This window comes from Phenylobacterium sp. (genome assembly GCF_041691455.1).
Lineage (GTDB): Bacteria > Pseudomonadota > Alphaproteobacteria > Caulobacterales > Caulobacteraceae > Phenylobacterium.
The window spans coordinates 22,500-40,654 of record NZ_JBEPUO010000014.1 but is presented as its reverse complement, the minus strand read 5'-3'; the positions used below and the strand labels follow the sequence as shown (position 1 = coordinate 40,654).

General features: G+C 67.3%; 17 protein-coding genes. 16 read left to right on the top strand and 1 reads right to left on the bottom strand.

The window, feature by feature from the left end:
• Window positions 1-16 precede the first annotated feature (16 nt).
• From trbL to ACESMY_RS15650, 11 genes are all read left to right on the top strand, one after another.
• Complete coding sequence (gene trbL, locus ACESMY_RS15700) at window positions 17-1,297, top strand: P-type conjugative transfer protein TrbL (RefSeq protein WP_372785554.1); 1,281 nt, start codon at window positions 17-19, stop codon at window positions 1,295-1,297.
• Window positions 1,298-1,315: 18 nt separating this feature from the next.
• Complete coding sequence (gene trbF / locus ACESMY_RS15695; RefSeq protein ID WP_372785553.1) at window positions 1,316-2,002, top strand: conjugal transfer protein TrbF; 687 nt, start codon at window positions 1,316-1,318, stop codon at window positions 2,000-2,002.
• A 2-nt stretch (window positions 2,003-2,004) separates the two neighbouring features.
• Entirely contained in the window at window positions 2,005-2,997 is a 993-nt protein-coding gene (gene trbG, locus ACESMY_RS15690; protein ID WP_372785552.1) for a P-type conjugative transfer protein TrbG, read from the top strand.
• A 1-nt stretch (window position 2,998) separates the two neighbouring features.
• Entirely contained in the window at window positions 2,999-4,246 is a 1,248-nt protein-coding gene (locus tag ACESMY_RS15685) for a TrbI/VirB10 family protein (protein WP_372785551.1), read from the top strand.
• A 12-nt stretch (window positions 4,247-4,258) separates the two neighbouring features.
• Window positions 4,259-4,633: a hypothetical protein gene (locus ACESMY_RS15680; protein WP_372785550.1), complete on the top strand. Its 375-nt coding sequence runs from the start codon at window positions 4,259-4,261 to the stop codon at window positions 4,631-4,633.
• Window positions 4,596-4,847 carry a DUF2274 domain-containing protein gene (locus ACESMY_RS15675; protein WP_372785549.1) on the top strand — a complete coding sequence of 84 codons (252 nt, stop codon included), beginning with the start codon at window positions 4,596-4,598 and terminating at the stop codon, window positions 4,845-4,847. Before ACESMY_RS15680 ends, ACESMY_RS15675 begins: the two co-directional genes overlap by 38 nt.
• Window positions 4,848-5,224: 377 nt before the next feature.
• On the top strand, window positions 5,225-6,727 hold the full coding sequence (locus ACESMY_RS15670) for a helix-turn-helix domain-containing protein (protein WP_372785548.1): 1,503 nt from the start codon (window positions 5,225-5,227) through the stop codon (window positions 6,725-6,727).
• Window positions 6,728-6,837: 110 nt separating this feature from the next.
• The gene (locus ACESMY_RS15665) at window positions 6,838-7,305 is read left to right on the top strand and encodes a mobile mystery protein A (RefSeq protein ID WP_372785547.1); all 468 of its coding nucleotides are present in this window, start codon (window positions 6,838-6,840) and stop codon (window positions 7,303-7,305) included.
• On the top strand, window positions 7,298-7,621 hold the full coding sequence (locus tag ACESMY_RS15660) for a hypothetical protein (RefSeq protein ID WP_372785546.1): 324 nt from the start codon (window positions 7,298-7,300) through the stop codon (window positions 7,619-7,621). The genes ACESMY_RS15665 and ACESMY_RS15660 overlap by 8 nt, the downstream gene beginning before the upstream one ends.
• A gap of 135 nt (window positions 7,622-7,756) precedes the next feature.
• Window positions 7,757-8,305: a Spy/CpxP family protein refolding chaperone gene (locus ACESMY_RS15655; protein ID WP_372785545.1), complete on the top strand. Its 549-nt coding sequence runs from the start codon at window positions 7,757-7,759 to the stop codon at window positions 8,303-8,305.
• A 34-nt stretch (window positions 8,306-8,339) separates the two neighbouring features.
• Window positions 8,340-8,726 carry a DUF302 domain-containing protein gene (locus tag ACESMY_RS15650; RefSeq protein ID WP_372785544.1) on the top strand — a complete coding sequence of 129 codons (387 nt, stop codon included), beginning with the start codon at window positions 8,340-8,342 and terminating at the stop codon, window positions 8,724-8,726.
• A gap of 278 nt (window positions 8,727-9,004) precedes the next feature.
• On the opposite strand, the gene ACESMY_RS15645 is transcribed toward ACESMY_RS15650, so the two are convergent.
• Window positions 9,005-9,367, bottom strand: coding sequence for a hypothetical protein (locus ACESMY_RS15645; RefSeq protein WP_372785543.1), 363 nt, complete (start codon window positions 9,365-9,367; stop codon window positions 9,005-9,007).
• Between the two features lie 383 nt (window positions 9,368-9,750).
• On the opposite strand from ACESMY_RS15645, the gene ACESMY_RS15640 reads away from it, so the two are divergent.
• The 5 genes from ACESMY_RS15640 to ACESMY_RS15620 all read left to right on the top strand — a co-directional run bounded on the left by ACESMY_RS15640 (window position 9,751) and on the right by ACESMY_RS15620 (window position 18,002).
• Entirely contained in the window at window positions 9,751-10,749 is a 999-nt protein-coding gene (locus ACESMY_RS15640) for a toprim domain-containing protein (protein WP_372785542.1), read from the top strand.
• Between the two features lie 30 nt (window positions 10,750-10,779).
• On the top strand, window positions 10,780-12,771 hold the full coding sequence (locus ACESMY_RS15635) for a ParB/RepB/Spo0J family partition protein (protein WP_372785541.1): 1,992 nt from the start codon (window positions 10,780-10,782) through the stop codon (window positions 12,769-12,771).
• A gap of 163 nt (window positions 12,772-12,934) precedes the next feature.
• Window positions 12,935-13,201 carry a type II toxin-antitoxin system Phd/YefM family antitoxin gene (locus ACESMY_RS15630; protein WP_372785540.1) on the top strand — a complete coding sequence of 89 codons (267 nt, stop codon included), beginning with the start codon at window positions 12,935-12,937 and terminating at the stop codon, window positions 13,199-13,201.
• Window positions 13,202-13,207: 6 nt separating this feature from the next.
• Complete coding sequence (locus ACESMY_RS15625; protein ID WP_372785539.1) at window positions 13,208-13,633, top strand: hypothetical protein; 426 nt, start codon at window positions 13,208-13,210, stop codon at window positions 13,631-13,633.
• Window positions 13,634-13,736: 103 nt separating this feature from the next.
• Window positions 13,737-18,002, top strand: coding sequence for a strawberry notch-like NTP hydrolase domain-containing protein (locus ACESMY_RS15620; protein WP_372785538.1), 4,266 nt, complete (start codon window positions 13,737-13,739; stop codon window positions 18,000-18,002).
• The last annotated feature ends 153 nt before the right edge of the window (window positions 18,003-18,155 follow it).

Genomic DNA, 18,155 nt, shown 5'->3' with positions numbered 1-18,155 from the left:
TGTCCAGGAGACGATGATGGCAACCGCTGATCCCGCAGCACTCGACGACTTTCTGAACCGCTTCCGCAGCCAGGTGGATGCAGGCTTCGGGCTGATCCAAGGCGACGTGGCAGGAACGCTGGCGGCACTCGTCGTCATCAGCATCACCATCACGGCGCTGCTTTGGGCGATCGATGAAAACCAGAACGTACTGGCCTCGCTCGTCCGCAAGGTACTGCTCGTGGGTTTCTTCGCCTTCCTCGTCACTCAGTGGGCGAGTCTGACAAAGACGGTCGTCAACGGCTTTGCCGCGCTCGGTCTCAAGGCGGGTGGCGGAGCGATGAGCTTGGCGGACTTCACGACTTCACCCTCCAAGATCGTGATTTCGGGCATCGAGGTGGTCAAGGGCCTCATGCTCTACGTCAAAGAGGTGGCTCCGGGACCCATCGAGTTCTTCGCCCATATCGACGTGGTCTTGATGGCTTTGGTCGCTGCCATCGGAATCCTGATCGCCTTTGTCATCCTCGCCATCGAGATCGTGGTGACGATCATCGAATTCCACATCGTCACCTTGATCGCCTTCGTGACGGTGCCGTTCGGTGTGCTTACCCAGACGTCCTTCATGAGCGAACGCGCGATCGGCTACGTCATCTCGGTTGGCATCAAGCTGATGGCGCTGGCCATCGTGGTCAGTCTCGGCACCACGGTATTCGACAGCTACACGGTCTCGGCCGCTCCCGACATTAACGAGGACGTCGGCCTGCTCCTCGGGGCGGTCGTCATGGTGATGCTGGCGCTGAAGATCCCCGCCATCGCAGGGGCGCTGATCAGTGGCGGCCCGCAGCTCAACGCCGGCAGCGCCTTGATGGGCGCGGCGGGTGTCGCTGCCGGCGTCGCCGGCGTCGGCCTTGCGGCTCGAATGGCGGGTGGCGCCATCGCTTCTGGCGCCGCCGCTGGCGGCGCCAAGGTGGCCGCAGCCCGTGCCGCGTCTGGCGGCCTGTCGTCAGGAGGAGGAGCCCCTGGCGGCGGCGGCCCGAGCCCGCCTCCCAGCCAAGGGCCGGCTTCCACTCCAAGCCAGGCCTCTACCAGCCGCAGCGCGCCCGCGCAGGATTCGAGCGGCCCGTCGGCGTCCAGGCCGGAAGCCCCCGCAAGCGACGCCGACTCTACGTCGCCGATCGTCGCGCGAGCCCAGGCCCGCCGGAGCGGGTTGGGCGCGGCGGCGCGCACCAGCGCGGCGACCGCGGCCGCCAGCGGTGACTCGAACAGCCCCGGGATGTCGGCCTCGCCGATCCGTCCCGACGATGAACCCAAGTCCTAGAGCCCCTGGAGAACCGCCATGTTGAACGCCTTCAGGAGACCGCAAGACCGTTACGGCAGCTCCGCGCCGGTCGAGAGCCCCTATCAGCGCGCCGCGCAGGAGTGGGACAATCGCATCGGCTCGGCCGTGGCGCAGGCGAAGAACTGGCGCCTTGCCGCCTTCTGCGCGCTGGGCCTGGCGGCGCTGTCGCTTGGCGGGTTCATCTACCAGGCCAGCAACACCAACATCGCCACCTTCGTGGTCCCGATCGACAAGTACGGCAGGCCGGGTCGAATCGAGGTCGCCGGGCAAAGCTACAAGCCATCGACGGCGGAGACCGGCTACTTCCTGGCCGACTGGGTGACGCGGACCCGCTCCAAAAGCATCGATGCGATCGTCATCCGCGACAACTGGACTGCCGCCTATCGGTTCGTGGCGGGCTCCGCCATCGGTCAGCTCAACGACTACGCCAAGACCCACGACCCCTTCGCCAACGCCGGCGCCCAGGCGGTCAGTGTCGAGATCGTCTCCGTCCTCGCCCGCAGTCCCAACACCTACCAGGTGCAGTGGCGGGAGACGACCTTCGACCAGGGCGCCACGCGCGCCACCGAGAACTGGACGGGCCTGTTCACCGCCAAGATCAACGCGCCGAAAAACGAGGCCGAACTCCGGGCCAATCCCCTCGGCATCTACATCACCTCGTTTCAGTGGAGCCGGGAGTTTTAGTCATGACACACGAATTCCTCCGGGTCTGCGGCGCCACCAGCCTCGCCATCGGGCTCGCCCTCGCGAGTAGTTCCGACGTCTCGGCCCAGATTCAGCCGGCGCCTGCGCGGGCCGTTCCGCCCGTCGCGCCACCCCGCGCCTTGGCCGTGGTGGTCGCGGCGCCACGAGCAGCCGCCACGGTCGTGCCGGTACAGACGCCCCGCCGCCGGCCCGTGCGCCGCGCGACCTATGCTTCGCCGGTGCTGCGGACCGTTCAGGCGGGCAATGACGCCGCGCGGTCGTTGCCCTCGGCCGGGGCTTACCTCAATGCCGCGCTCTACTACGACTTCGAGCCGGGGCGGCTCTATGTGGTCCACACCAGCCCGCGGTTTCTGACCGCGATCACCCTTCGGCCGGGTGAAAAGCTGATCTCCAAGGCGGCCGGCGACACGGTTCGATGGGTGCTCGGCGAAACGGTCCAGGGCGCCGGGGCCGGCCAGCAGGTGATCGTCTTCGTCAAGCCGATCCGCGGCGGCCTGCGGACCAACATCATCCTGACCACGGACCAGCGGACCTATCTGCTCGAAGCGGTCAGCCATGAGGGCGAGACCTATACGAGCGTGATCAGCTGGAACTATCCGCAGGAAGAGATGCGCGACGCGCAGGCGGCCCGCGCGGCGGCCGACCAGGCGGTCGTGGCCAGCAGTATCGCCATCGATCGCCTGAACTTCTCCTATCGGATCCAACCAATCGGAGCCCGCCGCGGACCCCGTTGGCAGCCCCTACGGGTCTTTGACGATGGCCTGAAGACCTACATCCAGTTCCCCGCCGACCTCGCGGCCACAGAGGCGCCGCCGCTCTTCCTGATCGGCCCGAACAAGCAGGCCGAGCTGGTCAACTACCGGTTCGCCAACGGCTACTACGTCGTCGACCGGATGATCGACGTCGCGGAACTGCGGCTCGGCGAGGGCCGCCAGGTCGTGGTGCGGATATCCCGCACAGGCGGGGCGCACTGAGATGAGCCATCTGCCCCCCGACCCGCCCTCCGAGAGCGAAGGACCGATGGCTGCGCCGGAGCGCAAGGCCTCACCGGCCAGCGTGCTGACCGGCCCACGTCCGCCAGTGACCCGTTGGAATCGCAAATACCTGCTGGCCGGCTCCGCCGCGCTGGCCAGCGTCGTGGCCTTGGGGTTCTATCTCGGCTTTGGCGGCTCCCACACGCGGGCGGCCAAGGATCAGGATCCGCAAGCGGCGGCCGACACCCAGACGCCGCAGCGTCCCGAGATCGCCAACCGCTTCGCGCGGGGATACGGCGATCCGGGCCTGCAGGCCTCCGCGCCTGGCATGGCCACCCTGCCCCCGGCCGGTGGGGACATCGCGGGACAGCCGGCGGCCGGCGTCGCTACCGCGCCGCCTGCGCCGCCGGTGGACCCGGCCGTTCAGGAGGCTCGCGATCAGGTCCACGCAGCGCGCGCCGCCGGCCCCTTCTTCGGCGGACAGCCGACGCAGGTGGCCGATAGGGATGTGGCCGCGCCCGCGGCGGGGTTCGCTGGCCGGGCCGCACCCCGGAGCGAGGGCGCGACCGAGCGGGCGGCGGAGGTGCAGCCGCAGAATGGCCAGGGCGCCAAACGCCAGTTTCTGGCCGGCTCCCGGTCCGAAGACTACCTGGCCAATCCGCTGCTACCGCCGCTCAGTCCGTGGGAGGTGAAGGCGGGAACCCTGATCTCGGCCGCCCTCATCACCGCGATCAACTCCGATCTGCCGGGCGAGGTGATCGCCCAGGTGACCCGGCCGGTTTACGACCACGTCACCGGGCGCACCGTGCTGATCCCGCAGGGCGCCCGGCTGATCGGTCAATATGACAGCCAGGTCGCCTACGGTCAGGAGCGGGCGTTGATTGCCTGGAACCGGATCGTTATGCCCGACGGCCGCTCGATCAATATCGGCTCGATGACCGGGGCCGACCTGGCCGGCGCCAGCGGCCTTCGCGACCGCACGGACGGGCACTTCGGCCAGCTGGCGCGCGGCATCCTGCTTTCAACGATTTTCAGCATCGGCGCGGCGTCCGCCCAGGACGCCGGCGCCCGAAGCTCTGGCGGCCTGGTGGTCAATAGCGCCGCGAGCGGCATCTCCAACCAGGCCCAGCAGACCGGTCAAAAGATCACTGAGCGTGATCTGAACCGCCAAGCCACGATCACCGTGCGCGCTGGCTGGCCCCTCCAGGTCATCGTCAACAAGGACATGATCCTCGCCCCCTACCCGTAAGAGAGAGTTCCAGTGACCCAGACCGCAGAGAAGCTCGGGCTGTTCCTGTCCGAAGGCCTGCACCAGGACATGGTGTCGGCCGCCGAACGACTGAATACGCGCAAGAATCCTCGCGGCTGTGTGCGGCTCCTTTATGAGCGCGCGTTTCGAGAGTTGGTGGAGGCGCTGGAGAGCGGCGTCGAGATCGCTTTCCCCGCAGTGCGCGGGGCCAAGGACCGGGTGTCGGTGCGTCTGTCCCGGCCGCTCTGCGAGCGCATTCGCAGGCACGCCGACGGTCTCAATCTCAAGCTGACGGACTTCGCCTTCGCCGCGATCGTCCGCTTCCTTCAGTCCATCAAAGGAGACGCCCATGACGCGACCCGCCAAGCCTACCCTGTCTCTGGCTAAGCTCGACCTCGAGGAGAAGGTGACGGACCTGCGCCTGCGGCTGCGCGGCAAGCTTGCCGTCGATCTGGTCGACTATCAGCGGGCTTACGCCCAGAGCAACGCCCAGGACATCGCGCGCGAACAACTCGTGCCCCACATCCTGTCGACCTTCATGGAGGCGGATCGAGGCTTCCAGGCGTGGCGTAAGGCGAACCCGGTCAGCGGGACGTCGTAGCGTTGGTCCCGCGCCGATCGCCGCCGTCGACCTACCACGGCTGGCCCCGTGAGGTCCTCTGACCACAAGCGGTAGATCCCCGAGTCGGTTGTCATGGACTCGTTTCTGAATATCCGTCAACCGCCCGAATCGGCCCTTTTTGGTCGAAATGGTGCAATTCCAAGCCTTCAGCTTCGCCCAGACTCACTGAACGCTGAGCCCGACTGAGTCGCGCGCCAGATCCTCTGCGCGCGCCCCGTCGCACTTCAGGAATTCAGTTTGACCTAGACGAGACCCGAAAACGGCGAAAGCCCCCAGTTGACGCTGGAGGCTTTCGGAAATCGCAGGCGCCGTGTGGTAGCGGCTTGATTGATCGGGACCAACCTAGAAGGCGCTTTTTGCGTCGTCAAGGCCCGAATAGGAGACCTGTTGTCTTCTGCCTGCCGGTTTCGCACCGTCGAAACGGCCTCGTCCCAGCACGAAGGGACGACATGCAAAGCGCATTATCCGAGGACGACTGGCGACCAGGTTTCGCCAAGCGAGCCCCCAACTTCGACGCGGTCTGCGAGCAGGCCCGCGCCTGGCGTTGGAGCCCGGGCGAAAGCATAGCCCGCATCGCCGCGGCCGTGCTGAAGGGCACGCCTGTGCTCACCATTCAGCAGCGGATGACCCTGCTGCTCTATGTCGAGCATCTCAATCAGGACCGCCTGGAGAAGGACGTCGCCTGCGTGTGGCCGAGCACGGCGCTGATCGCCGACTACCTCGGCTGCAGCGAGAGCACGGCGCGGGCCAACCGGCGCGGCCTGGAGGCGGCCGGCTATATGGTTCGCGACTACAATCGCGCTAACCGCCCCGCCGGCGTCGAAGCCTATGACCTGGCCCCGCTGGTGGTGCGCCTGGACGAAATGGAGGCTGCTGACACCGCGTTCCGCGAGGCGGCGCAAGCTCGCAGAGCCCAGTATCTTGAGCCCGTGGTGTTTGCGCAGAGATATGCCGCCCAGGCGCCTATAACCCGGCGCCTAGAACAGTCCCATAAGAACGACAGTTCCTCTGTACAGGATAAGGACGCGCCTTCGCCGCGAAGTTCTTCCTTCGCGCGTCCGGCTGCGCCTCCCGCGACCGGCAACCGCAAAGGATCCTCGGGCCAACACCACAGCGACGGCACGTCCAGCGCCATTTGCTCTCCGGAGGGAGCAAGCGGCTTGGGCGGCGCGCGATCTGCACCCTCCGCGGCGGCGGAAATGGTGCGCCAGGAGCTCAGGGCCGCCGTACAGGTCTGTCCCAGGCTGGCCTCACTGGTGGGGGATCATATCCTCGCCGACCCGGCCAGCGCGGGGCCTGCCGATGTGGCCCGGATCGCCGCGGCGGCGGAAACCTGGCTTCCTGAGATCGAACGCAACAACGCCCTGTCAGTCGGTTGGGGCTGGGCCCGCCACGGGCCACGCGTGATCGCGATGCTGGCCATCGCGCTGGAAGACCCGGCCATCCAGAGCCCTTGCAAATACTTCGGCTGGATGGTCACCCGAACCGCCCAGGGCGCGCCCGATCTGCGCCTGAACCTTGCCCGGATCATGCGGGTGAAGGGGGAAATCCCGCTGCCAGACGTAACGGCGGCCCCAAAACCGGCGCCGCTGCCGCTGATGTTCGCGCCGGGCGCCGATGAAGCCCCGTGGCCGGAGATCAACGCCGAGATCCTCAGGCTGATCAGGATGGGTGCTCACGGCAGCTGGTTTGGCGCCATCGGCTTCCACGGCATCAGCGACGGGGTGATCACCCTATCGACCCCGACCGGTATCGCCGCCGACCGCATCAAGCGCGACTATGTCGATGCCATCAAGCTTGCCGCCGGGACCGTCGGCGTCTTTGTCGACCGGGTCGTGCTCACGGTGCGCAAGCGATGATCAGTATCGAGCCGGCGGCAAGCGTATGGCCCACAGGCTATAGTCGAGTCGTTGATAAATAGCCTATAGGGTGGTTTTGTGGTCGTCTAGAACAGCCCACAGGGTATATTATGCACCGTCGTCAATCTTCCGCCGAGGCCCGTCGCTCGCTCGACCGCGTGCTGGCGCCCTATCGGGCGCTCAATTCGATGCGCCCTGCGCGAGGCTGGATCCGGGCTATCCGCGACGCCTTCGGCATGACCGCCGAACAGCTGGGCGGCCGTCTGGGGGTCTCCCAGCCGACCGTCCAGAAGCTTGAACGGTCCGAACGGGAGGGCACGATCCAGCTCAGCAGTCTGCGCCGTGTGGCCGAGGCCCTGAACTGCGAGCTGGTCTACACCTTTGTGCCTCGCGAGCCGCTGGCGCGGACCTATGAGAGCGCGGCGCGCGAGGTGGCGCGCCGGGAGCTTGCGGCAATCAGCTATTCCATGGCCCTGGAGGACCAGTCGGTGAACGACGCCGACGAGGATGATCGCCTGCGGCGATTCATCGAGAACGAGCTCGATCCCCGTGAGGTCTGGCGAGCCGGCCTTGACTGAGGACGATCTGCACGGCGGCGATGATGCCGCCACCAACCGCACCCCGGAAGAGCGGGTCGGGCTGATCCCGACCTGGATTGTCACCGGCGACGATCTCAACCGGGCGGAGCGGGCCAACATCGCCGCCGGCCTGCGCTGGGTACGCCACGCCGTCTGTCGGCCGACCTTTTTGGCGGGGCGGCTGGGCCGCGAGGCGTTTACGTGGGGCCGTGCCGAACTGACAGACCCGGGCGAAACCCGCGCAGACTATATCGCCGCCCTCAAGGTCGCCGATGGATTTGACCTCGAGCCGCTCGTGGCGTTCGCGCGGTTATAGGCGGCGTCGGCCGGCTTCCAGCTGGGCTGAGTGTCAAAGGACTGAACCGGAGGGTTTGCGACAGATCAAGGATGCGGGGACAGGTCTGTGAATACTGCGCTGATCGGTCCATCCTGGTCCAGAAAGCCACGTTCCATGTCCATGTCACTCAAGCCCCTGTTGCTCGTCGTAGTCCTCGGGTTGGCCACGTCGACCTATGCTGCGGAACAGCCCGCGCCGCCCCACGATCACAGCCCGGCTCCCGACCAGACTACTGCGCCTGCCGCACCAGCCGGCCCCGCCGCAAAGGGTGGCATGATGGACATGGGGCCCATGCACTGCATGGGCCTGTCCGAGCAGCGCCTGTCAGGCCTGAAGGCTGAACTCAACATCTCCGACAGGCAACTCAGAGCCTGGAACGCCTTCGCGGCGGCCGGGAACGTTGGAGCGCACTCCATGCCCGCCGGCATGCAGATGCCCATGAAGCCGGACGCGACGCCGGGGATGATGGGCGGCGGCGGCATGATGGCGGCGATGATGTCCAAGCCACTCCCTGAGCGCCTCGCGCATCATGAGATGATGATGAAGGATCACCTGAAGGCGCTACAAAAGGTTCGGGTGGCGGTCTCAGGCCTATATCGTGTCTTGACCCCGGAGCAGCGGGTCATGGCCGACAAAAGCCTTTGTGGCGGGATGGCGCATTAGATCGTCGGCCGCATCCCAGTTGATCGGACCTGCCATGAGCTACTATTTCTCCAAGACCCTTGACGCGCCTTTCGATGACGCTGTCGTCAAGGTGAAGGCGGCGCTGGCCCACGAGGGTTTTGGTGTCATTAGCGAGATCGACATCCGCGAGACGCTGAAGGCCAAGATCGGTGTCGAGTTCCGTCCCTACCTCATCCTCGGCGCCTGCAACCCAGCCCTGGCCCACGAGGCCCTGTTACTGGAGGACAAGGTAGGCCTGATGTTGCCCTGCAATGTTATCGTGCAAAAAGCGGACGACGGCATGATTGAAGTCGCCGCAATTGATCCGGCCGCCTCGATGCAGTCCATCGACAACCAGGCGCTCAAGGCGCAGGCCACCATCGTCGGTGAGAAGCTGAAGGCGGCGCTCGAACGCTTGTAGAAGCCTCGCCGGTCGGGGATGATTTTGACGCCGACGCCCCTGACCGCGCGCAGTTGACTATGAGTTTCGGCTCCAGACCGGATGCGGAGAACCGTTGGCGAGTGACAGCCTCCACCGGACCGCCTCTGGCGCGTAATAGTCGTTGGAACACGGCGAGCGGAACGTCCCTTTTCCACCACTCATAGTGTACATTCCCGCCGTCTGCTTATCGGTCCTCGCCCCAGGCCCGGCTCACAGCCGCGACCTCACGAACGCCCTCAGCTTCATGAGGACATGACTTAGGCGGCGCCCAGCTTCTGCCCGGGCGCGTCAGCCGGATGGCGGTCGGTCGATAGGATGATCGGTCCGAAATAGCCGAAATCATCGCGGCAGGCGGCGACCGCCAGGCTGACGTCGCGATAGAGCTTGGGGGCGTCGGACTTGAATTTGGTGAGCCGGTATTCTCCGGTGCGACCGGCTAGGCGCAGCCAGACGCTCCAGTCGCCGTGTTCGCTCTCGGTCAGCCGGACCTCTTTCAGGGAGCCGCCGCGCTCAAGGTACATCGAGACATTGCGGGCCCGGATGGCCAGCTCAGGGTTGGCGCCGATGACCCAGGCTTCTTCGCTCCGGCCCTCGTCCCCCGCGATCTGATCAGTGTTCATCACGGAATGCCCCAAACTCATGATGGGCTTATCTTGCTATAAAAGCACATGGCTGTCGCCCTCCTGATCGTTGCCTGTGACGATTTTGCGCCGCCATTTCCCGGGCTACCGCCTCAATTTCAAGCCTGTGAGTTGCGATGCCGTGGGGCGACGTCCGGTTCGGCGAGTGATTGGCCAGGATCAGGGTCTGTCTGTGGATTTGGTGGGGGAGCGCCCTCCCCCTGAGTCGCAGGCGTTGCGGCCTGCCCCTACCCCCACCAGCGGGGGATGCCCCCGCAACGCCCCCCAGGGTCAGATCCCGAGCGGCCGACGGCCGCGGACGGAAAGGGCGGAGGCAGGCCTGGGGTGGGTGAACTTTGGTCAGGCAGTTCCGGGAGGTCGCCATGTCCTTGAGACCCATCGTCCAGGCCCTGGGCGGCGATCTCTACGATCGCGGCCAGAGGGCGAACATTCCAGCGCCGGGCCACAGCGCCGCCGACCGGTCCGTCTCGCTGCTGCTGAAGGAGGGGCGGATCATCGTCCACACCTTCGGGGATGGCGACTGGCGCGCGGTGCTCGATCACCTGCGCGGCGAGGGCTTGGTAGACGCCCACAATGCGCCCACCACCCTTAGCCAGTCGCGCCGGGTCTCGGCGGCCGCGAACCCCGGGACGACGATCGAGCGATTGAACGCCGCGCGGCGGATATGGGAGGCTGGGAAAGCCGTGCCGAACACCCTTTCCGAACGCCATTGCCGGCTGCGGGCGATCACGCGCGCCCTGCCAGGACCGCAGGTGCTTCGCCATTGCGGCCATGCGCCGGTCTCGGCCTATGCGGCTGAGAGCCGCCATCATCGGCCCGCCCTCCTGGTGGGCGTCAGTGATGCAACGGGCGCGTTCACGGCCGTCGAGGTGACCTATCTCGCGCCCAACGCCCATCGGGCGGCGGACCTGCGCCTGAACCGCAAGACGGTTGGCGCCGTGCCCGCCGGGGCGGCGGTGCGGATCGATGAGGCGGCGCCGGAGATGCTGGTCGCCGAAGGGTTTTTCACCACGCTGTCGGCCAGTGAGCGGTTCTCGCTTCCGGCCTGGTCGCTGATGTCGACCCGCAACCTGCGAAGCTGGATCCCGCCGCCCGGCGTGCGCTCTGTGCTGATCGCCGCGGATCGCGGCAAGGATGGCGAGGCTTCAGCCGAGCACTTGCGCGCCAAATTGGTGCGGGCTGGCCTGAAGGCCTGGGTCGAGTTTCCCCCGGGCGCCTTCGGCGACTGGAACGAGGCGGAGGCTGAAGGGCCGGTGACGCCGCCAGGGTCGGCACCCCGCCCGCCGGCGGCAGGGTCAGACCTGCTGCCTGCTGAAAGGAGAGAGGGAGGGCTGGAGGGGGTGCGCCAAGGGGCAGGATGACCCTCGCCTCTGACGCCGGAGATGATCCCCATGACCCCCGCTGCTGAAACCCCCGCTGGCGTTCCCAACACCCAGTTCGTTCCCCTCTGTGACCTTGAGATCGCGCCGGAGAATCTTCGCGCCAAGGAGCCGGCCGATGACGAGATCGATCGGCTAGCCGAAACCATCTTCAAGGCTGACGTCGTCGTGCCCCTGTGCGTGCGACCCGGCGCCAGGAAGGAGCGGCCCTTCATGGTGCTGGACGGCCGCCGCCGGCTGCTGGCGCTCCGCAAGCTCCTGGACGCTGGGCGGATCGCGCCGGACTGGCCGGTGAAGTGCGAGGTGTTCTCCACCCGCGAAGGCCAGGCCGCGGCCACCATCCTCACCGCTGCTGAGCGCACGCCCGTTCACATCGCCGACGTGATCGTCGCCATCGGCAAGCTGCGCAAGTCGAAGATGGACACAGCCGCCATCGCCGGCGCGCTCGGCTATGACGAACTGGAGATCAAGCGTCTGTCGGCCCTGGCCGGGCTGCACGCCAAGGCGTTGAAGGCCCTGCGTCTGGGCAAGATCACCTTGAAACAGGCCCGTCAGCTGGCCCGGATCACCGACGCCGACGAGCAGGCCGACATCGCCCAGACCGCCCTCGATGGCTATTTGCAGGACTATCAGCTTGCCGCCCGCGTCGAGCGGGGCCGAACCGATGTCAACGATCCGCGCTTCGCCCTGGTGGGGCCGCAGCGCTACGCGGCCATCGGCGGGCGGGTCGAATCCGACCTGTTCGGCGAGCTTCCCGACGTCCTGTTGGACCCCGATACGCTGACCGAACTCTGGCGCCAGCGCACGGAGCCGCTGGTGACCGCGCTGCAGGCCGAAGGCCTGTTCGTGTTCATCGGCCAGAGCCGCGGCTATCGCGCGCCCGACGGCTTCTTCAACCTGCCCTACGTCCACGTCGCGGGGATGAGCGAGACCGCCCGAGCTACCTACAAGGAAGCCCAACAGGTTGTCAGGGAGGCGCACGAGGCCCTGGCCGGCGCAGATCTGGCCGCTGACGAGATCGAGAGCCTGTTGGCCTTGCTGCAGGCCGAGCGGCGCCTGGCCGCGGCCTCGCTCGAGGGCGGCACGATCGGAGCGGTGATCCTGTCTCCGGATGCCGAGGTCGGCGTCGTCGCCAGCTTCTTCTCCAATCCGGCAGTCGCCCAGGACGAGGCCGATGAGGAGGCGGAGACCGGCGAAGGCGGGGGTCTCGACGGACGCTATGGGCGCAGCCAGCCCGACGTTGAGTTTCCCAAGGCCGACGTCGATGTGGAAGGCGCCAGTCACGTCTTCCACGAGACTCGCACCGACGTCGCCACGCGCGGCCTGATCCGTGATCTGGCGGACAACCCCAGCGTCGCGCTGACCTCCCTGCTGGCCCAGCTGTTCAAGCATCTGGCGCTGCACGGTGGGGCCTCGGCCGAGGCGTCAGCGGTGACGGTCTCGGCGAGCGGCTATCGCCGTGGCCAAACCCCGGCCATTCCGGCGCTTGACGGTGAGGTGCGGGCCAGGCTTGAGGCGCGTCGCGAGGCTTACAAGACCTCTGGCCTTCGGCCGATCGCCTGGATCGAGGGGTTGGCGCACGGGGAGAAGATGGCGCTGCTGGCCGAGCTGGTGGCCATCTCGCTCGATGTCCGCGAAGCGCGCACCAGCTCGATCCGTCACGCCGCCCGCGCCGAGGCGGCCGAGATCGCCGAACTTTGCGGGTCCGACATCGCCAGCCACTGGACGCCGGACGCCGGCTATCTGGCGGTTCACTCCAAGAAGCAGCTGATGGCGTTGCTTGAGGAGATGGATGCTTCGGACGATCGGGCGCGGACCCTGAAGAAGGACGAGCTGGTCTGCTTCGTGGCCCAGGCCGCCGCAGAACGGCAATGGGCGCCGTCGGCCCTGTCCTGGGAGAGCCACGCTTCCCTGGAGGACGAGGTCGAGGAGCCGGCGGCGGACGAAGAGCCTTCCGAGGCGCCGGAAACGGCCCAGCCCTCGGAGGGACAACTGGCGGCCTGATCGGCTGATCGTCAACGCTGAACCAGAGAGCCCCGTCGGCGCCAGCCGGCGGGGCTTTTCGCAATCTGGGCCGCTTTGCACGTGGGGCCAGGAACGCTCGTGCGCAAAAATTATGGTTGCAATAGTGCGGAAAATCCGCATTTTACGGGCCTTGGAGGCCGCTATGCTGGAAGTTCCCGCGACTGAGGTCGCCAAACGCTTTTCACGATACCGCCAGGCCGCCCAGCGTGAGCCTGTCGCGGTGACCCATCATAGCCGTGTCACCGAAGTCCTGATTTCCAAGCACGACTACGATGATTACATTCGCCTCAAGAGCTTGGCGACCCGGGCCTTCTGGGCTCACGAACTGAGCACCGAAACGATTCACGCCCTGAGCACGGCGCGGATGGATCCTCGACACGACCATCTCAATGACCTGATGGACGAGTAGGATTGCGTGGCTATTCCGGATCCAGAAGCTGGCCTCGTCATTCGCTTCAACTACCTCTGGAAACGAGAACATGATCTGGGGCGCGACAACGCTCGCTATCCCAGGCCCTGCGCGATCGTCCTGTCGCATCACCGCACGACTGATGGTCTGACCCTGGTCCTTGTCGCGCCGATCACGCATTCCGAGCCCACTGTGGACACGCAGGCTGTGGAACTTCCGCCCCGCGTGAAGCAGCATCTGGGCCTCGATGATGCGAGGTCCTGGGTGGTTGTCGATGAGGTCAACGAGTTTGCCTGGCCGGGCTTCGACCTTGCCCCCGACCCAGGCGGCGAGATCGCCTACGGCCACCTGCCGCCGAAGCTTTACGAGAAAATTCGCCTAAGCGTGCTCGAATGCGCGCAGGCGGGAGCGTTGGGCCGGACCCCTCGCTGACGATCATCTGCCTGCCCAAAGGATGGAGGGAGGGAGGCGTCAGGTGAGCCTGACGGGACGGGAGGGAGGAGCCCTCCGCCGCGGGTGATCTGGACGCTTTCCCATGAACGCCTTCCTTCCGCTTTTCGCCCAGGCCCAGGTTTCTGGTTCCGCCTCTGACAAGGCCGCCAACATCCTGGCCGCCGCGCGGGCCATGGTTCCCCATCTCAACCGCTCGCGGGCGCTCGACCGAAAGCTGGTGGCGGGGGTGATGACCATGTCCTTCGGGAGCTCCGACGCCGACGGCGCCTGGTGCTGGCGCGATGCCTACGACGCCATGGAAGCCGCCGTGGTGTTGCAGCTGCGCCGCCTGGCGCCGCAGATCAGCCGGCTCGAGGACGCGCCCGCCGAGATCGTCGCTCTACTGGCCAGCGTTACCGAGCTGACCCTGACCCACACGCGGCGCAGCGAAGAGCAGGTGGCGCTCGATCAGTTCTCCACGCCGCCGGAGCTTAGCGCCCTGGCCGTGGCCGCCGCTCAGATCCGGCCCGGCGACCGGGTGCTTGAGCCGTCGGCCGGGACGGGCCTGCTCGCCATCGTCGCCGAGGCGTGCGGCGCGGTGCTCGACCTCAACGAACTGGCCCCGGGGCGGGCCGAGATTCTCGACGGGCTCTTTCCCGGAGCCTCGCGCACGCGCCACGACGCGGTCCTGTTGAAGGACATCCTGCCGGGCTCCGGCAGCTTCCATGCCGTCATCGCCAATCCGCCGTTTCAGCAACTGGAGGGCCATCTGCACGCCGCGCTTGATTGCCTGGCCGAAGGCGGCAGGCTCTCGGCGATCGTGCCGACCCGGCTCTTCGAGGACGCCGGCGCCATGCAGGCTCTGGGCCGCCGAGGCCGCCTCATCGCGATGCTGGTGTTCCCGCAACGGGCCTATGCCAAGCACGGAACCTCGGTCGAGACCGGGCTTCTGGTGATCGACCGCGCCGAGGGGAGCGTCCCCTCCCCCTGCCCGGTTCAGGCTTGCGAGACCCTGGCCGACGCCGCCCGTCTGGCGGCGGGGGTCGCTGCTCGCCCCACGGCTCAGCCTCGCCAGTTTCGAGCCGTCTCCAACGTCGCCTTCCTGACGCCTCGGGCCCGGGCGCTGGCGACACCCTCGTCACGGCTGGGGTTCCTGTCGACCACGGCGCCGGTCGCCTATGCGGTGAAGGACTGGTCCGGCGAAGGCCACGATGTCGGCCTCTATCAGGCCTACGCGCTCGGGCGGGTCGATCTGGCCCAGGCGCGGCCGCACCCCTCCCCGCTCGTGGAATCCGGGCCGATGGCCTCGGTCTCTCCGCCCGCCCCGAGTTATCGCCCGGTGTTGCCGGCCGGGATCGTCGAGCACGGCCTGGTGTCCGACGCCCAGATGGAGACCATCATCTATGCCGGCGAGGCTCATGCGAGCAGCCTGCCGGGCGCCTGGGTGCTCGGCGAGGCCGCCCACCTGGTCCACCTGGTGGCCGAGGGCACCCAGGGCGCGGTGCAGTTTCGGCGCGGCTTCTTCCTTGGCGACGGCACCGGCTGCGGCAAGGGCCGTCAGATCGCCGGGGTCATCGCCGACAACATGGCCCAGGGCCGGGTTCGGGCCGTGTGGTTCTCGCGGAACGACGCCCTGCTTGAGGACGCCCGGCGCGATTGGAACGCCATCGGCGGCGCTGGCTCCGACATCACGCCGCAGAGCGCCTGGAAGCAGGCCGACGCCATCCGCCTGGACCGCGGCATCCTCTTCACCACCTACGCGACCCTGCGTCAGCCGGCCCGGGGAGATCGCCCGTCTCGGCTCGATCAGATCGTCAGCTGGCTGGGCGCGGACTTTGATGGTGTGATCGTGTTCGACGAGGCGCACGCGATGGCCAACGCCGCCGGCGGCGGCAAAGGCTCGCGCGGGCCGAAGAGGGCCTCGCAGCAGGGCATGGCCGGCCTGGCGTTGCAGAACCGCCTGCCCGGCGCCCGGATCCTCTACGTCTCGGCGACCGGCGCGACGACGCCGGAGAACCTCGCCTATGCCGCGCGGCTTGGGCTCTGGGGCGGGCCGGAGGCGCCGTTTAACACCCGCGACGCCTTCATGGAGGCCGTCGACAAGGGCGGTGTGGCGGTGATGGAGCTGATCGCGCGTGAGCTGAAGGCGCTCGGGCTCTACATCGCTCGCTCCCTGTCCTTCGACGGCGTCGAGTACGAGGCGCTGCGCCACCCCCTCGCCGCTCAGGACATCGAGATCTGGAACGCCTGGGCCGATGCCTACCAGCTGATCCATCAGAATCTGCGGGCGGCCCTGGAGGCGGTTGGCCTCACCGAGGACGGCAAGGCGACCAATGGTCAGGCGGCTTCGGCGGTGCTCTCGGCCTTCGAGGGGGCGAAGCTGCGGTTCTTCGGGCACCTGCTCGCGGGCCTCAAAGCCCCGACCCTGATTGCCGCGATCAGGACCGATCTGGCGCAGGGCCGCTCTTCCGTGGTGCAGATCGTCTCGACCAACGAGGCGGTGATGGAACGCCGGCTGGCCGAGATTCCGCCGGAGGAGTGGAACAACCTGACCATCGACATGACGCCGAAGGACCAGGTTCTCGACTATCTGATGGGGGCCTTTCCGGTCACCGCCATGCAGGCGATCGAGGACGAGGAGGGCAATGTCACCATGATCCCGGTCATGGTTGATGGCGTGCCGGTCGCCAGCCAGGAGGCGCTGCGGCTGCGCGAAGAACTCGTCACCCACCTCGCGTGCCTTCCGGCCGTTTGCGGGGTGCTGGACGCGGTCCTCGACACGCTGGGAACCGACGCAGTGGCCGAGATCACCGGCCGGGCGCGCCGGGTCGTGTTGCGCGGCGGCCGGCGTGTCGTCGAGCGTCGCGGCGCCTCGGCGGCCAAGGCCGAGACCGACGCCTTCATGTCCGGCAAGAAGCGGGTGTTGGTGTTCTCCGACGCCGGCGGCACCGGGCGCAGCTACCACGCCGACCTGGGTACGGCGAACCAGCAGCGACGGGCCCACTATCTGGTCGAACCCGGCTGGCGCGCGGACGGCGCCATCCAGGGCCTTGGTCGCTCGCACCGGACCAACCAGGCCCATGCGCCGCTGTTCCGGCCGGTAACGACCGACATCCATGGGGAGAAGCGGTTCCTCAGCACCATCGCTCGGCGGCTCGACAGTTTGGGCGCCCTGACCCGTGGGGAGCGTCGTTCGGCGGGCAACGGGCTGTTTCGGCCGGCGGACAACCTGGAAAGCCCGTGGGCGCATCGCGCTCTGCAGGCCTTCTTCGTGGCCCTGCACTTCGGGTCGGTCGAGGCCATGAGCCGCGAGACGTTTGAGACCAGGACCGGGCTGAAGCTGCTGGATACCGATGGCAATCTCAAGAAATCCGACGACATGCCGGCGATGAACACCTTCCTCAATCGCCTGCTGGCGCTGCGGATCGAGGACCAGAACGGTCTCTTCACCGCCTTCGACGAGATCCTGGCGAGCATCCTCGAACGGGCATCGGCCTCCGGTGCCCTCGACCGGGGGATGGAGGACATCGTTGCCGACGACCTCGCGATCAAGTCGGAGGAGGTGATCCGCACCGACACCCTGACCGGCGCGCAGACCAAGATCATGACCTTCGAGGTTCGCACGCGGCGGGTGCTAACCAGCGCCGGAGAGGCGCTGCACGGGTTGAACCCCGAGGCTCTGGAGTATGTGGTCAATGCCCGTTCGGGCCGGGCCGGCCTGGTGGTGAAGGGCCTGACCACGACCGACGATGACGACCGCCTGGTGCCCGCGGTGCGGATCATCCGGCCGGAGAAGCGCGGCGTCTCGCCCCTCAAGATCTATGAGGAATCGGCCTGGGAGATCGTGCCTGAACCGATCTGGCAGGCTGCCTGGGACGCGGAGATCGCCGCGGCCGATCCCTGGATCACGCGCGAGCTGGTGCTGGTGACCGGCCTCCTCCTGCCGGTGTGGGAGAGCCTGCCCGCCAAGCAAGCCTCGGTCCGGCGCCTCAAGGCGCCGGACGGTCGCCGTTGGCTCGGCCGGGTGCTCGACGCCGGCCAGGTTCCGGGCCTGAAGATCGCGCTGGGCCTGAGTGATGTGGCCAGCGTGGTCGGCGAAGGCTCGAATGCCGCCCACCTCGTCCTGACTGAAAACACCTCGATCATGCTGACCGGCGGGTTTTGGCTAAGACGCGCCAAGGTGATGGATCGTCACCGGATCGAGGTGGTGGGGGCCGCCGCAGACCGCTCGGCCTTCACGTTGCTCGGCTGTTTCGTCGAGATCATCAACTACACGCCGCGCGTCTTCGTGCCGGTTGAGAAGCCGCAGGTGCTGTCGGCGCTGCTGGCGAAGTGGCCGCCGCAGACGCTGCTCCCGGCCGCCGCCTGAGTGACTTTGGGGGCCGTGGGCTTTGGGAGTCGCGGCCCTCCTGCGCCTGGCGTCGGCACGCCGGCTAACCGGCTGCGCCGGGAAAGGACAAAGGCAGGGACCGAGGGGGTTGAGCGACCCGGGAAAAGGTCCGGCGCCGACGACCCAAGGCTT

What these genes read in the sequence shown, in the direction of transcription:
- trbL (WP_372785554.1), top strand. Translation starts at nt 17, where the DNA reads ATGGCAACCGCTGATCCCGCAGCACTCGACGACTTTCTGAACCGCTTC.
- trbF (WP_372785553.1), top strand. Translation starts at nt 1,316, where the DNA reads ATGTTGAACGCCTTCAGGAGACCGCAAGACCGTTACGGCAGCTCCGCG.
- trbG (WP_372785552.1), top strand. Translation starts at nt 2,005, where the DNA reads ATGACACACGAATTCCTCCGGGTCTGCGGCGCCACCAGCCTCGCCATC.
- ACESMY_RS15685 (WP_372785551.1), top strand. Translation starts at nt 2,999, where the DNA reads ATGAGCCATCTGCCCCCCGACCCGCCCTCCGAGAGCGAAGGACCGATG.
- ACESMY_RS15675 (WP_372785549.1), top strand. Translation starts at nt 4,596, where the DNA reads ATGACGCGACCCGCCAAGCCTACCCTGTCTCTGGCTAAGCTCGACCTC.
- ACESMY_RS15665 (WP_372785547.1), top strand. Translation starts at nt 6,838, where the DNA reads ATGCACCGTCGTCAATCTTCCGCCGAGGCCCGTCGCTCGCTCGACCGC.
- ACESMY_RS15655 (WP_372785545.1), top strand. Translation starts at nt 7,757, where the DNA reads ATGTCCATGTCACTCAAGCCCCTGTTGCTCGTCGTAGTCCTCGGGTTG.
- ACESMY_RS15650 (WP_372785544.1), top strand. Translation starts at nt 8,340, where the DNA reads ATGAGCTACTATTTCTCCAAGACCCTTGACGCGCCTTTCGATGACGCT.
- ACESMY_RS15645 (WP_372785543.1), bottom strand. Translation starts at nt 9,367, where the DNA reads ATGAACACTGATCAGATCGCGGGGGACGAGGGCCGGAGCGAAGAAGCC.
- ACESMY_RS15640 (WP_372785542.1), top strand. Translation starts at nt 9,751, where the DNA reads ATGTCCTTGAGACCCATCGTCCAGGCCCTGGGCGGCGATCTCTACGAT.
- ACESMY_RS15635 (WP_372785541.1), top strand. Translation starts at nt 10,780, where the DNA reads ATGACCCCCGCTGCTGAAACCCCCGCTGGCGTTCCCAACACCCAGTTC.
- ACESMY_RS15630 (WP_372785540.1), top strand. Translation starts at nt 12,935, where the DNA reads ATGCTGGAAGTTCCCGCGACTGAGGTCGCCAAACGCTTTTCACGATAC.
- ACESMY_RS15620 (WP_372785538.1), top strand. Translation starts at nt 13,737, where the DNA reads ATGAACGCCTTCCTTCCGCTTTTCGCCCAGGCCCAGGTTTCTGGTTCC.